At 39.3% G+C, this 13,507-nt stretch carries 10 protein-coding genes; 4 read left to right on the forward strand and 6 right to left on the reverse strand.

Features of this window, described 5'->3' with window-relative positions; all coding sequences use genetic code 11:
* The first annotated feature begins 92 nt into the window (after positions 1–92).
* The 3 genes from OQX64_RS16830 to OQX64_RS16840 all read left to right on the forward strand — a co-directional run bounded on the left by OQX64_RS16830 (position 93) and on the right by OQX64_RS16840 (position 3,624).
* Positions 93–1,550: an amino acid permease gene (locus OQX64_RS16830; protein WP_088303239.1), complete on the forward strand. Its 1,458-nt coding sequence runs from the start codon at positions 93–95 to the stop codon at positions 1,548–1,550.
* Between the two features lie 106 nt (positions 1,551–1,656).
* Positions 1,657–2,982, forward strand: coding sequence for a porin (locus tag OQX64_RS16835; RefSeq protein ID WP_265819661.1), 1,326 nt, complete (start codon positions 1,657–1,659; stop codon positions 2,980–2,982).
* 75 nt (positions 2,983–3,057) lie between these two features.
* Positions 3,058–3,624, forward strand: a complete 567-nt coding sequence (locus OQX64_RS16840) for a MarC family protein (protein ID WP_029287908.1) — start codon at positions 3,058–3,060, stop codon at positions 3,622–3,624.
* A gap of 375 nt (positions 3,625–3,999) precedes the next feature.
* Here the strand turns inward: OQX64_RS16840 and OQX64_RS16845 are convergent, their stop codons facing one another.
* The 5 genes from OQX64_RS16845 to OQX64_RS16865 all read right to left on the reverse strand — a co-directional run bounded on the left by OQX64_RS16845 (position 4,000) and on the right by OQX64_RS16865 (position 10,327).
* Positions 4,000–5,160 (reverse strand): RsmB/NOP family class I SAM-dependent RNA methyltransferase, encoded by a 1,161-nt coding sequence (locus tag OQX64_RS16845; protein ID WP_265819662.1) that lies wholly within the window; start codon positions 5,158–5,160, stop codon positions 4,000–4,002.
* A gap of 14 nt (positions 5,161–5,174) precedes the next feature.
* Positions 5,175–6,386 (reverse strand): ABC transporter substrate-binding protein, encoded by a 1,212-nt coding sequence (locus OQX64_RS16850; protein ID WP_265819663.1) that lies wholly within the window; start codon positions 6,384–6,386, stop codon positions 5,175–5,177.
* A gap of 105 nt (positions 6,387–6,491) precedes the next feature.
* Positions 6,492–8,021: a glutamine-hydrolyzing GMP synthase gene (gene guaA, locus OQX64_RS16855; protein ID WP_265819664.1), complete on the reverse strand. Its 1,530-nt coding sequence runs from the start codon at positions 8,019–8,021 to the stop codon at positions 6,492–6,494.
* Positions 8,022–8,200: 179 nt separating this feature from the next.
* Entirely contained in the window at positions 8,201–8,659 is a 459-nt protein-coding gene (locus OQX64_RS16860) for a deoxycytidylate deaminase (protein WP_088303244.1), read from the reverse strand.
* Between the two features lie 60 nt (positions 8,660–8,719).
* Positions 8,720–10,327 (reverse strand): MFS transporter, encoded by a 1,608-nt coding sequence (locus tag OQX64_RS16865; protein WP_088303245.1) that lies wholly within the window; start codon positions 10,325–10,327, stop codon positions 8,720–8,722.
* A 150-nt stretch (positions 10,328–10,477) separates the two neighbouring features.
* On the opposite strand from OQX64_RS16865, the gene OQX64_RS16870 reads away from it, so the two are divergent.
* The gene (locus OQX64_RS16870; RefSeq protein ID WP_088303246.1) at positions 10,478–11,104 is read left to right on the forward strand and encodes a LysE family translocator; all 627 of its coding nucleotides are present in this window, start codon (positions 10,478–10,480) and stop codon (positions 11,102–11,104) included.
* 229 nt (positions 11,105–11,333) lie between these two features.
* Here OQX64_RS16870 and OQX64_RS16875 read toward each other — a convergent pair whose 3' ends face one another.
* On the reverse strand, positions 11,334–13,235 hold the full coding sequence (locus OQX64_RS16875; RefSeq protein ID WP_088303247.1) for a class II glutamine amidotransferase: 1,902 nt from the start codon (positions 13,233–13,235) through the stop codon (positions 11,334–11,336).
* Positions 13,236–13,507: the final 272 nt, after the last annotated feature.

Here is a 13,507-nt window from a genome sequence, read left to right on the forward strand (position 1 = left end):
TAACACAATCCCTTTTAATTTTTGGTAATTTTTATTTAGGTTTACCGCTTATTATCATAAAAATCAACAAAACATAAAAGACTAAACAACTTATGAATCTAAAAAAGCCTATTGATGTACTTATAGCAGAATCTGCTGAAAGTGGCGAAGGCACACTCAAACGTACACTAAGCAGTACGAGTCTTGTCGCTTTAGGTATCGGCGCTATTATTGGGGCAGGTTTATTTTCTTTAACAGGTATCGCAGCAGCAGATCACGCTGGCCCTGCAGTAACCTTATCATTTGTATTGGCCGCAGTAGGTTGCGCATTTGCCGGATTATGCTATGCAGAATTTGCATCAATGATTCCGGTAGCAGGTAGTGCATATACTTATTCTTATGCCACTATGGGCGAGTTTATGGCCTGGGTAATTGGATGGGATTTAGTACTGGAATATGCATTGGGCGCTGCTACGGTGGGTGTTTCCTGGTCAGGATATTTCAATAAGTTACTTCATGAATTTGGCCTTGAAATGCCGCTTTATTTAACCAAGTCATTTGCTGAAGTGGATGGCGGAGGAATTAATTTCCCTGCAGTCGTAATTGTTTCTTTACTTTCCCTGATGTTGATTCGCGGTACCAAAGAATCTGCAAGCCTGAACAATATCCTGGTCATCGTTAAGGTTACTGTGGTAATCGTATTTATTGCATTGGGATGGAAATTCATTAATCCGGCAAACCATACGCCGTATATTCCTGAAAACACGGGTGTTAAAGGTGAATTTGGTATTTCTGGTATCGCAGCAGGTGCTGCATTGGTATTCTTTGCTTTTATCGGTTTCGATGCCGTTTCTACAGCTGCACAGGAAGCTAAAAACCCGCAGAAAGGTATGCCAATCGGTATCCTGGGTTCATTAGTCGTATGTACCATATTATATGTTCTGTTTGCACATGTTATGACTGGTTTAGTACCTTATAGTGTATTTAAGGGTGATGCCTCTCCGGCTGCAACAGCATTTAAAGTAACCGGATATAGCTGGTTACAAATGGGTTTAATCATTGCCATCCTGGCAGGTTATACTTCTGTTATACTGGTGATGTTAATGGGACAATCAAGGGTGTTTTATACCATGTCTAAAGATGGATTACTACCTAAGTTCTTCAGCAACATCCACTCAAAATTCAGAACGCCTTTTAAAACAAACTTATTTTTCATGGTGTTCGTGAGCATTTTCGCCGGATTTGTTCCGGTAACAGATTTAGGTCACATGGTATCAATAGGTACATTGTTTGCATTCTCCCTGGTTTGTATCGGTGTTTTATTATTGCGTAAAACTGATCCTGACAGACCCAGACCTTTCAGAACACCATTGGTTCCTTTCGTGCCAATTATGGGTGTAATTGTTTGCGTTTATTTAATGTCGTCATTACCGATTGAGGCCTGGATCAGGTTAGCCATCTGGATGGCTTTAGGTACGGCCATTTATTTCTTCTATGGAAAGAATAATTCTGTTCTACGGAATAAAGGAAAAGTAGTTCAACCTGTTGATCCGCCAAAACCTGGCTTATAATCAATAAAAAAATATGTTTTAAATCCCCGGTTAAAAGTCGGGGATTTTTTTTGTGTTAAATAATTGTTAATAAACTACCTTTGCACAAAAATCAGAGATATTATAAATGGTACCACATCAAAACAAGTATTTTGCCATTCTTGTGCTTTTGTTATTGCTTTCCTTACAAACTTATGCGCAACGTACCATTAACGATATAATGGATTCCACAACGGTTAACCATTTATTAATCATTTCAAAAAAATACGGTTCTCTTTCCTTTAGCGGTTATTTACAGCCTCAGTTTCAGGTGGCGCAATCAAATGGCACACAGGCGGAATATCAGGGCGGCAATTTCGGCGAATACACCAACAATCGCTTTCGGTTAAGACGGGGCCGGTTACGTGCTGATTACATGTTATTGGATGATAACAACAATCCTTCTACTTATTTTGTATTGCAGTTCGACGGAACAGAACAGGGTGTGAATGTCAGAGATTTCTGGGGCCGTTATTATGAAAACAAATGGAAATTAATTCATGTCACATTAGGTTTATCCGGCAGGCCATTCGGAAATGAATTACAACTTTCTTCTGCAGGCAGAGAAGCGCCTGAACGCGGACGCATGTCGCAAATTTTAATGAAAACCGAACGGGATTTGGGCGCAACATTTACATTCAATCCCCGATGGAAAAATGCCAGACTTAAAAATGTGGTATTGGATCTTGGGGTATACAACGGGCAGGGATTGGCTGGTCCGGCTGAATTTGACAACAGCAAGGATGTGATTGCCAGGTTAAGCCATAAGCCATACACGTTTAAGAAAATGCGTTTCTCTATAGCAGGCGGAATAAGTACCTTACAGGGAGGATTAAACCATCGCTTACCCGTGAGTTATAAAATGGAACACAATGGTCATTTATGGCAAATGGTAAAAGATTCTTCTGCCAGTACTTTAAATGCTGTTGCACCACGCCGCTACTACGGTGCAGATATTCAGCTGGCTACTGCAACCAAAAGCTGGAAATCAGAATTGCGTGCTGAGGTCATATCCGGACTCCAAACCGGAACGTCTACTACCTCAACCACACCAGGTTCGTATCCTGTAGATGATAAGGCTGAACCTCTGCCCTATTACACCCGGACTTTTAATGGGGCATATTTTACGTTTGTTCAAACATTAAACAGTACAGACAACCAGATTATATTAAAATACGATTGGTACGACCCCAATTCAAAAGTGAAAGGCATGGATATTTCAGCAGCAAGGGGATTATCAGCTGCAGATGTTCGTTTTGATACTTTTGGATTTGGTTTTTTACATCATTTTAATCCACATTTTAAAGCAGTGCTTTATTATGACGTCATTAAAAATGAATCTACAGCCTTATCAGGTTATACCGATGATAGAAAGGATAATGTATTCACTTTAAGAACACAATTCTATTTTTAAGAATTTTTTGTAAATGAAGTTTAGCACAAATTGCGCTACCTTTGATCAAAATTGCGCGATATGAAACTTGATTTTATGAAATTCGATTTAAATCAGATCCTCACGACCACGATGGTTATTTTTGCCATTATCGATATTTTAGGTTCTATTCCGGTTGTCATTCAGTTGCGAAAAAAGGCTGGTCATATTGAATCAGAAAAGGCATCCATTGTAGCTACCGGATTAATGATTTTATTTCTTTTTCTGGGTGAGTCATTGCTCAAAGTCATTGGCCTGGATGTAGAATCCTTCGCCATTGCAGGCTCTATCGTTATTTTTTGTATTGCCATGGAAATGGTTCTCGGGCTTACGATCTTTAAAGAAGAGGCACCTGAAACCGTCTCTATTGTACCACTGGCCTTTCCATTAATTGCAGGTGCCGGTACCATGACAACACTGCTTTCATTAAAAACGGAGTACCAGACCCAGAATATCCTGGTAGGGATTATCCTGAACATGCTTTTTGTTTATTTTGTATTGAAAAATACGGAGCGACTGGAAAGGTTATTTGGTAAAACCGGTCTGAATATTCTGCGTAAGGCATTTGGCGTGATTTTACTGGCCATCGCCATTAAGTTATTCCGCAACAATACAGGCCTTTAGCACTTCTTGTAATCTCAGTGATAGTTACCTTCTTGTGTTAGACTGACGAAGTTTCGTCTGCACTTAGCCATTTAAAACCTTGTAAATCTGCTAGTGTTGTAACAAAAACTGGTTATATTGATCTTAATATCAAGCTAACCAAAAATGAAAAGCTTTGAAGAATATACTGTTATTATCGGCGCCATTGCAATTTTGATGGAGGCAGTGAAATACCTAAAAAGAAATATGAAGGAATGGCTCGAAAATATCTAGTTACTATAAAAAATATTTGAGCTAAGCTGATTTGTTCCTTTCACTACACTACAGGACTTAATAATACAACACACGCTCCGTCATGGCGAGGAGGCACGACGAAGCAATCTATTCTTGCTGAGATCATTTCTTCATTAACCTGGCAACAAACATCGTATCTGCATAATTCTCATAACCGTCAATCAGTTCCATCTTTTCCAGTTCGAGTGGCAGGTTTTCCAGCATATATTTGACCACATCCTCATTTTCTTCTGCAAATGCCGAACAGGTAATGTAAATAAGTGGTTTTCCGGGTTTTAAATATTTGATCACATTCTGTACAATCCCCTTCTGGATGGCTGCAAACTGGTTAATTTTTCTTTCTTCGAAAAACGTAAGCATTTCAGGGGTTCTGCCCCATGTTCCTGAACCGGTACAGGGCGCATCCAGGATGATTCCATCAAACTGATAATGATGCAGCACCTGATCATTATTTTTCAAAAGATCCAACTCTTTTTTATGGTACTTTTTTATTCCTGCGAGACGAAACCGCTCATCAAGATTTTGTAAAATGCTGTCGCGCAAATCGGTTACCAATAACTCTACAACTGGCTCAATGCTATGCAAAAGCAACGTTTTCCCACCAGATGCGGCACAGCAATCCCACCATTTATCCCACTTATCTGGCTTAAAATAAGTACCCGTATGTTGTGAAGAAAGATCCTGAACCTGGTAACTTCCCTCCTGCAAAATGCTTTCCAGCTTTGTTCCGTTTGGCATTGCCAGGGCTGTTTCACCAATGGCCTTTACAGGTATTTCCTGCGCACTAAGCCTGCTCATCACTTCTGCCTGATCATTGGCATGAACACGAATAAAAAGATCCGGCTGCTTGAAAAACGAAGTCAGAAACTCCGGTTTATTTACGGCTTCCGATAAATGCGAATGAAGTGGATAAACATCCTCCAGGTTAAAATCAGGATATGTCGTTTTTATAAAATCTATCTTTTCGGATAGTGGATGCAAAATGCGGTTAATCCATTCCGGGAATTTTTGGGCAACAACGGGACTTAAAGTTTCCTGACAAAGAAAATCTGCAATACATAAACGCTCTTCGTTATTCAGTGTTTTTAAAGCATTACCCAGCCTGAAAAAACTATAAACATGCCGCGTTGCCCATCTCCGGTCAGAGGAGCCCATTTGCTTATGCTGCTTAAAATATCCAGGTAAAAAACGGTGTAAGGGCAAACTTCCATCGTAACTGTTTAAAATCTGCTCAAAGGCCCTTAACTGATGATTGGCTTTCATAAAAGAGGAAAAATTTAGTCTACAATTTCTAAAGCGAAATTTTTGTATTTCAGCAGCATTAAACTGGTATTAATGTAGCCCAGTTTTTCGTCATGGATAAATGAAAATGTATTGTGAAGCCCTTTATACTTATCTTTTGTCAGGTATTCGCGGTAATCTTCTCCATGATTACTCAATAATTTACCAAAGTAATACCCCACATCAAAACCTTTAAAAGCATACTCTCCGGGTTCAAAGCCATAGCGGTAACGGTATTTTTTGATAAAACCAATAACTGCTGTATTTTTATAATCAATTTTATAGGAAGAACTGATAATGGTATTTAATGCCTGAATTTTATCCGTTGGATAGTTTTGTTTTACCCAATTCGGATGTCCGAATAAGTTAATTACATAACCACCTGAAGCCAGATTTTTAAGCTTATAAAGTTTATCAATTGTTGGCTGAACGAAGGCACGATCAGATGAGGTAACCACTACAGCATAATGCTTGCCTTTTTGCATCTTGGTTTCAAATGTAAAAACCGATGCATATTCCTGAACCACAAACTTACCATTGGTTTTTAAATAATCCCTTACCGGCGCAGCAAATGCCTCATCATCTGTTTTTTTAGGATTGATGATAACCACAATTGTATTGGACGGATTAAAATTTTTGACAATATAGGTGGCAATTCGCTGTCCATGTAACTCAATATTGTTCATAATGGACACGAGATTAGGGTTATTAAACTCTGCCGGATTGGTTGCAGCCAGTGGAGATACAATGGTAGCATCATTTTCTTTTGAGTAAGCAGAAATATGTTTTAAACCATCAGGAAAAACCGGACCGATAATTAAATTACTTTGCTTAAACCGTTCGTTTTTATACAGCACGGAGATATGAGCATTATCATCCTGTGTATCAAAAACATTCAGTTTAAAGTTTAGTCCGGATGCTGCTGCAGAATCCAACCCAAGCTTAAAGCCCTGATAAAAATCGATGGGCATGGCGAACTTTTCAATATCTGCTTTGGTGGCTGTCTTTAAATTGAGTTCATCTAATTTAAATGGAACTAAAAGAGAAACACTTGCCTGCGTAAACTTTTTAGCAGGCTTTTTCTCTTCTTGCTTCTCCTTTTCTTTTGGTTTAGCAGTATCTTTTTTTGTCGTTCTGACTTTTGGTGAACAGGCCACAAAAATCATCGCCAGCAGCATCAAAAACCAATAATTCCTCTTTAAATTCATATGTGTATTTTAAACAAAATATGCTGGCAAATGTTTAAACCGCCAGCATAATCCTATATTCTTTAAATTGACTCCTGACTTAGGACTCAAGACTATGAATCAATATTATTCCCACTCAATTGTTGCCGGTGGTTTGGAGCTGATATCGTAAACCACACGGTTAATCCCTTTCACCTTATTGATAATTTCATTTGATATTTTGGCGAGTACAGGATATGGCAAATGGCACCAGTCTGCAGTCATTCCATCAAGAGATTCAACAGCTCTTAGCGCAATTACATTTTCATAAGTGCGTTCATCACCCATTACACCAACAGATCTCACCGGCAGAAAAATTGCACCTGCCTGCCAAACCTGATCATAAAGACCAGCTTCTTTCAGGTTATCGATATAAATTTTATCTGCTTCCTGTAAAATAGCTACTCTTTCTGCGGTTACTTCACCAATAATCCGGATGCCTAAACCCGGACCCGGGAAAGGATGGCGACCCAAAATAAAGGATTCAAGACCTAAAGTTGACCCCACTCTTCTTACTTCATCTTTAAATAAAGTTTTAAGTGGCTCCACAATTTTAAGCTTCATAAAATCAGGCAAACCGCCCACATTATGGTGCGATTTAATGGTAGCAGATGGTCCTTTCACTGAAACTGACTCAATAATATCCGGATAAATGGTTCCCTGTGCCAACCATTTTACATCCTGAATCTGGTGCGATTCTTCATCAAAAACTTCAATAAATACACGTCCGATAATTTTACGCTTTTGCTCCGGATCTTCCACACCGGCCAGCTGGCTCAGAAACTTATCCTTGGCATCAACACCTTTAATGTTTAAACCAAAATCTTTATACTGTTCTAAAACACTTTCATATTCATTTTTACGCAATAAGCCATTATCCACAAAGATGCAATGCAGGTTTGTTCCGATAGCCTGGTGTAATAAAACTGCGGCAACACTACTGTCTACCCCACCCGATAACGCTAAAACAACTTTATCATTGCCTACAGTCGCTTTGATATCCGCAATGGTAGTATCTACAAAGGCTGCTGAAGTCCAATCCTGACTACATCCGCAGATATCGACAAGGAAGTTTTCCAAAAGCACCTTTCCATCAATACTATGTGTTACTTCCGGGTGAAACTGAATGGCGTAAGTATCTGAATCTTTAATATGGTAAGCAGCAACTTTAACACTATCCGTACTGGCAATTAATTCAAAGTTATCAGGAATGCTGGTGATGGTATCGCCGTGGCTCATCCAAACCTGAGAGCCAATATTAATGCCTTTGAAAAGTTTGTTTTCCTGATTGACAAAATTCAGGTTCGCGCGGCCGTATTCACGGCTGGATGAAGGCTGAACATCTCCGCCGGAATGCTGGGCGATGTACTGGGCTCCATAGCAAACAGCCAATACAGGATATTTATTATGGTATTTAGCAAATTCAATCTGCGGTGCATCATCCTGGCGAACGGAAAACGGGCTACCCGAAAAGATAACACCTTTTACATCTTCAGTAATTTCAGGAAGATTATTGAATGGATATATTTCACAGTAAATATTTAGTTCGCGAACTCTCCGGGCGATGAGCTGTGTAAACTGCGAACCAAAATCGACGATAATGATTTTTTCTAGCATCTGCAAAGCTACCAATTAGATATGAGATTTCAGACGGGTGAGGTGAGATTTTTAGCATGAAAGTTTAGGCTTTAAGCAGAGCACACAGCGTTTGGGCTTTTGACAACAATCGTATGTCGTTTGGGCATCGACGGGACAAATTCAAGCTATAAACTAAAGCGCGATCAAACCAATGAAACTTAGGATTCCATTAATTTCACTTCTACCCCGAACTTCCGGAGAAAATCTACCCCTTCATCACTGGGTAAACCTTTATAAGCGGCATAAGATTTAGAATAATAAACCAGTTTAATTCCCGATGATAAGATTAACCTGGCGCAGGCGATACAGGGAGATAATGTGGTATACAAAGTACATCCCTCTATTTTAGAACCGTTTTTTGAGGCATAAAGAATGGCATTTTCTTCGGCATGCAAAGCCAGCGAGCAACTGCCTTTGCTGTCTCTTGCACAACCATGTTCCGGCCATTCCTCATCACAATTGTGCGTTCCGGCAGGTGGCCCGTTGTAGCCTATGGAAATGATCCGGGTATCTTTGGTTAAAACCGCACCTACATGTGCACGAACGCAATGCGAACGGGCAGCCAGATCGGTAGCCAGGTTCATGAATATGGTGTCGAAGCTTGGTTTGTCAGTCATGTAAAAATTAAAAAGCCACAGGAAATTTATCCCTGTGGCTGCAAAAATACTTTATTAAAATTAATGTCCGCCTTCGGCTGTAATATTTTCAACGTCAATACCTTGTTTTTTAAGTTCACCGCTTACTTTCCATGCAAAGAAAATCAGGTAGGCAAAACCAATTACCGGAATGATGTATGAATGATGGATTCCGGCACTATCAGCCAGTTCTCCCTGAATCGGAGGAATAATTGATCCACCCAGAATCATCATAATTAAAAATGATGAACCCTGAGAGGTATATTTACCCAAACCTGTAATGGCCAGTGAGAATATGGATGGCCACATGATGGAGCAACATAAACCGCCACTTACAAAAGCAAAAATAGCCACATGACCAGTGGTTAATAATCCGATAATCATGGCTACGGCACCAAGTGTACCGAAAATGGCTAGTGTTTTAGCAGGTTTTTCCTGGCCAATAAATACCGCAGCAACCATAATGGCAACACATACGGCATAAACATACAAGTTACCTACATCTGTACCCGTTGCATGGTTAACCCCTAAAATAATGGCAAATGCCACAAATGGAACAATGACAGTTAAAATCTTTTTGGTTGTTTTACTTAAATTAAATGCACCTACAGCACCAGCCCATCTTCCAATCATCATACTGCCCCAATACAAGGAAATGTAGGGTTTAATATCGGCATCATCCAATCCTCCAAAATCCGGCAGTTTAAGCAAGGCACCCAGATTACTTTGGATGGTTACCTCTGTACCCACATACATAAAGATGGCCAGCATACCCAATACCAGTTGCGGATATTGCATCGCACCCCAGCTTGCAGCATTATCTTTTTTAGTGAAATAACCGAATAATAAAGCACCCAGAATAATAACCAGTGAAGAGTATACAAAGATAGAAGCACTGATGCCTGTCAGTTTAGCCAGTGGACTTGCTGCAGCCACCATCAGGAAACCAACAATCATCACTACCAACGGACCAGTAGGTTTACTGCTGGCTTCAATCTTTTCTGTACTGGTTACATCAGGAAGTTTAGAAATAGCAAAAAATATGGCTACTGCCAGAAACAATCCACCCAGGATATAATATAAGTTGTTAATTGATGAAATTTCAACGGCTTTTGCTACGGCATCGTTCGCTGTACCAAAAAGTACCACACTAACAATAACAGGTCCCATTAAACCACCGAAGTTATTGATTCCTCCTGCCAGGTTTAAACGGTGTGCACCACTTTCAGGCTCACCTAAAGCCACCACAAATGGGTTTGCTGCTGTTTGCTGTAAGGAAAAACCCAGTGCAATCACAAAGAAGGAAAATAAGATGAATAAAAAAGAACCGGAATGTACGGCAGGTATCATTAAGAATGCCCCTCCTGCAGAAATAATTAGGCCGGCAATAATTCCTTTTTTGTAACCAATTTTGTTGAGGATATCAACTTTTGTGGCTTGAGATGCAAAATACAAGATTAATGAGCCAATAAAATAGCCACCATAGAAGGTGAAATCAATAAGTTGAGATTCAAATTGCGTTAATTTAAAATGAGTTTTACAAAAGGGAATGAAGATACCGTTTGACGCGGCAACAAAGCCCCAAAAAAAGAATACAGTGATAATTGTGTATAATGCTGTACCATAATTTTTTGTTGTTTCTTTTGACATTTCGATTTAAATTGTTTTAGTTTTAGTGGGGCTAAACTTAGCTAAAAAAAAATAAAATCCATTAATTTTTGTGCGGCAGACCTAACAAAAATAAATGTTACATGTTTAGGTATAAAATTGCATATTCGCATATTATAAACAATACAATACATGTTTGAAGCCATATTATTAGGTATTGGGGCAGGGATTATATCATCGTTTCTAACAGGTCCGGTATTTTTTGCAATGATTAAAACCAGTATAGAAAGAGGCTTTATGGCGGGTTTTTCTCTGGCTGTTGGGGTAATAATTAGTGACGTTATATTAATTGCGATCGTTCTTTTTGGCAGCCAGTTTTTTGACTATAAAGCAGACTTTGATAAATATGTAGGTGCCATAGGCGGAGTATTTTTACTCGCCGTAGGGATTTATTACCTGGTTTCTAAAATCAAGGTTCATTACGACAGTTCAGCACTTCAGAAAGTCAGTAAAAGAAGTTATGTATTAAAGGGATTTTTGATGTGCATCCTTACGCCTTCTACACTCATGTTCTGGATCATCGTAAGTGGCATCATCTCGGTTAAACTTAATAATATGCTGAACGAGAAACTGTTTTGTTTTTTTATTGCCATGGCTACCCAGCTCAGCATCGATGCAACCAAAAGTTTTTATTCCAGTAAACTTCGTTATAAAATTAAGGAAGACGCCTTAAAAACGCTGAATAAAATTGCAGGTGTAATTATTATATTCTTTGCCTTCTGGCTGATATATAAAACTTATATCCAGTTTTACGCTTAGTATTAATCTTACTATAAGGGCACGAAGAATTGTCCTTGCGAAGCGAATTTTTTATTAGCTGAAGCCATATACTCAACAAGGCTTACCTGGTGTAAAAGATTGCTTCTCCATATCTGCTCAGCAAGAACAACTCCTCTATTAGGCAAGTTCAACCAGACAGCCCCAATGCATTCACAAAAAAGGCCCATATTTTCATATGGGCCATCCAATATTATATTTTAATCTTCGCTTAGTAAGCCCTTTGATTATTTCCTTCTTTCCAGTTGATGAAGGCTTTATTTACAACTTTATTTCCACCAGGTGTTGGGTAATTACCGGAGAAATACCAATCACCTTTATTTTTTGGACAAGCTTCATGAAGGTTCTCCAGGCTCTGGTAAATCACCTCTACTTCTGCAACAGTACCTTTAGGCGTAATGATCTGTGCGATTTTAGCTGAAATTTCCTCTGGTGTAAATGGTTTGTAAATCTCTTTTACGTGATTTACAATTTCCTCTTTTGGCAACAACAACGATGCTTTGCATTTGGCATAAACATCCTCAATCACCTGCCACATACCACGTTCAGTAAGCAACTGGATCGCCGCATCAAAAGCTACGAATTGTCCCATTCTGCTCATATCAATACCGTAACAATCCGGGTAACGAATTTGCGGTGCCGAAGAAACAATGATGATTTTTTTCGGATGTAAGCGGTCTACAATTTTGATGATACTCTGTTTCAGTGTAGTACCACGCACGATAGAATCATCTAATGCAACCAAAGTATCCTGATGATTATTGATAATACCATAGGTGGTATCATAAACGTGTGCAACCATCTCGCTTCGATCAGCATCTTGCGTAATGAATGTTCTGAGCTTTACATCTTTTACGGCAAGCTTCTCTACCCTTGGGGCCAGCGACAATAAAGCCTCCAGCTCTTCGTCTGATAATTCTTGTTTCTGATGTAAAAGGATATCCTTTTGATGCCTGCGAACATATTGCTGCACACCATCAACCATTCCAAAGAAAGCCACTTCCGCAGTATTCGGAATAAATGAAAACACCGTATTTTTTAAATCGTAATTAACAGCCTGAAGGATTTTATCACTTAGTAAACGACCTAATTGCTTACGTTCGCGGTAAATCTCTACATCACTTCCTTTAGAAAAATAAATCCGTTCAAAAGAACATGAAAGTCTTTCAGTAGGTTCCCGGAATTGCTGCATGCTTACCTCGCCATTTTTCTTGATGATTAATGCATGCCCCGGATCGATCTCCTTCACATCTTTAAACTGAATATTAAATGCGGTTTGTAAAGCTGGTCTTTCTGACGCTGCAACCACGATTTCATCATCGTAATAATAGTAGGCGGGACGAATTCCGGCCGGATCACGCATAATAAACGAATCGCCGTTACCCACCATTCCACAGATAGAATAACCACCATCCCAGGTTTTAGCCGAGCGGCGAAGAATATTCGCAATGTCTAGGTGGTCGGAAATTTTGTGTGTAATGGCTACGTTATCGTGCCCTTCTTTTTTGTACTGATCAAAAAGTTCCTGGTTTTCATCATCTAAAAAGTGCCCGATTTTTTCTAACACGGTAACCGTATCTGCTTTTTCTTTAGGATGTTGTCCTAACTCGTATAATTGCTCTAACAATTCATCAACATTGGTCATGTTGAAGTTACCGGCAATGACCAGGTTACGGGTCATCCAGTTGTTTTGCCTTAAGAAAGGGTGGCAATTTTCGATGCTATTTTTACCATGCGTACCATAACGCAAGTGGCCCATTAACACTTCACCGATAAAGCTTACGTTGTCTTTGAGCCATTCTGTATCCTGCATTAATTCAGGCGTATTTTCCTGAATATCGACAAATTTGTTCTGGACATATTCGAAGATATCCGCTACTGCATTCGAAGCCATGCTCCGGTATCGGCTGATGTACCTGCTACCTGGTTTCATATCCAGCTTAATGGTAGCGATACCTGCGCCATCCTGGCCCCGGTTATGCTGTTTTTCCATTAAAAGGTATAATTTGTTAAGGCCGTAAAGTGCTGTACCGTACTTTTGCTGGTAGTAAGAAAGTGGTTTTAACAGGCGAATAAAAGCGATTCCGCATTCGTGTTTTATCTGATCACTCATTGTGTGGGTTTGAAGGCGCAAAGTTATCCTTTTAAACAATCACAACCTAAATAAAAAGTATTTCTTTTGTCAGTAAGAAGTTAATTCGGATTACAGACCGCACCATTTAAGTATTTTTATATCAATTCTAAGATATGGATGATATAATGAACATGTACAATATGGCGAAGCCTGTGTAATGTGTTAAGCCAGAACTGATAAATGATAAATTATTAAAAGACTTATGTTAAGCAATGCTGATAAAGATGCAGTCGTTTCATTTTTAGCTGCAT

Origin of the sequence: Pedobacter sp. GR22-10 (genome assembly GCF_026239715.1) — a bacterium.
In the GTDB taxonomy this organism is placed as follows: Bacteria; Bacteroidota; Bacteroidia; order Sphingobacteriales; family Sphingobacteriaceae; genus Pedobacter.

Excerpts from the sequence above, each read along its gene's own strand:
- OQX64_RS16840 (WP_029287908.1), top strand. The coding sequence starts at position 3,058 with ATGAAATTCGATTTAAATCAGATCCTCACGACCACGATGGTTATTTTT.
- OQX64_RS16870 (WP_088303246.1), top strand. The coding sequence starts at position 10,478 with ATGTTTGAAGCCATATTATTAGGTATTGGGGCAGGGATTATATCATCG.
- OQX64_RS16860 (WP_088303244.1), bottom strand. The coding sequence starts at position 8,659 with ATGACTGACAAACCAAGCTTCGACACCATATTCATGAACCTGGCTACC.
- OQX64_RS16875 (WP_088303247.1), bottom strand. The coding sequence starts at position 13,235 with ATGAGTGATCAGATAAAACACGAATGCGGAATCGCTTTTATTCGCCTG.
- guaA (WP_265819664.1), bottom strand. The coding sequence starts at position 8,021 with ATGCTAGAAAAAATCATTATCGTCGATTTTGGTTCGCAGTTTACACAG.
- OQX64_RS16865 (WP_088303245.1), bottom strand. The coding sequence starts at position 10,327 with ATGTCAAAAGAAACAACAAAAAATTATGGTACAGCATTATACACAATT.
- OQX64_RS16835 (WP_265819661.1), top strand. The coding sequence starts at position 1,657 with ATGGTACCACATCAAAACAAGTATTTTGCCATTCTTGTGCTTTTGTTA.
- OQX64_RS16850 (WP_265819663.1), bottom strand. The coding sequence starts at position 6,386 with ATGAATTTAAAGAGGAATTATTGGTTTTTGATGCTGCTGGCGATGATT.
- OQX64_RS16845 (WP_265819662.1), bottom strand. The coding sequence starts at position 5,160 with ATGAAAGCCAATCATCAGTTAAGGGCCTTTGAGCAGATTTTAAACAGT.
- OQX64_RS16830 (WP_088303239.1), top strand. The coding sequence starts at position 93 with ATGAATCTAAAAAAGCCTATTGATGTACTTATAGCAGAATCTGCTGAA.